This window comes from Pedobacter sp. 05L430 (assembly GCF_056397585.1).
The window spans coordinates 1-1,054 of record NZ_JBFTNT010000555.1 but is presented as its reverse complement, the minus strand read 5'-3'; the positions used below and the strand labels follow the sequence as shown (position 1 = coordinate 1,054).

1 protein-coding gene is annotated in these 1,054 nt (G+C 40.1%); it reads right to left on the bottom strand.

Features of this window, described 5'->3' with window-relative positions; translation table 11 throughout:
- A partial coding sequence (locus tag AC1DG9_RS27280) for a RagB/SusD family nutrient uptake outer membrane protein (protein ID WP_477635721.1) occupies window positions 1-1,054 on the bottom strand: 1,054 nt, incomplete at both ends.

Genomic DNA, 1,054 nt, shown 5'->3' with positions numbered 1-1,054 from the left:
GATAGAAGCCTGTGTTTGATACCTCTTGTATAGACCGATGAGGGCCAGAAGCAGCTATTAGTGGTTTGTTATCTGTATAGTTTGTTCCAAGATCAGGGCCTTCAACTGTTTGATATGAATTTGTTGCAGCATTCCATACCATAACGCCAGCCTGCATATCAACTGTTAAACCTTTAAATGGTGCGCCGGGGAAAATTATTGTTCCATATAGCCTTGCATCTTTACCGGCAAATATATCGGTGGTATGATCATAATAGATATAATCAGTGTTGCCGGCATTTCTGGTTTTAAGTTTCCCCTCGGACCCATCGAGATATTCATAATTTTCCACCAGATTTAATGAAGGCGTAATGTTGGACGAACTTAAGTTGTCTTCTCGTATGCCCCGGGCAATGTTATCGTACGTAAATCCGTGTTTTTTAGCTTTAGTTGTCAGGAAATCACGTACAAAGATCACCTCTGGATTATTTGTTTTCTTTACAACAGCTTCATAAAAGTTCTCGCCCAGATTCGGGTTGCTTGTGTATAAGGCATATGGACCTGCTATGACTTCCTTAGAAGCTTCTAATGATTTTTGAAAGTATTCATCAGCTCTGGATGCTGGTATACCCACCTCTCCTCCGGTTGTAGTTATAGTTGGGGTTAGCAAGGCATTATATTTGGCAATTGAGCCAGCATATAACATGGCTCTGCTTTTCAGTGCCATGCATGTGTATTTATTTGCCCTCCCTTTACTGCCATCATTAGCGATATCATTTTTAACTGCATCAAGCTCAGAAGCAATGAAATCATATACTTCTGCTTCTTTTGCACGGGGTTGTTGCAGGTAGGTAGGATCTCCTTCAAAATTGTAGATTAATTGAGTGGTAATTAATGGTACCCCTCCCATCCTTTTTACCATTTCGAAATAAAGATAAGCTCTGATAAATCTGAATTCTGCTTTCAATTGGGTTCTTTGAACCTCACTAAGCGTTGCAGCACCAAATTTATCTACATTCTCTATAGCTAGATTTAGATCTCGAACAAAGCCATAATCGTATAGCCTCCAACGGCC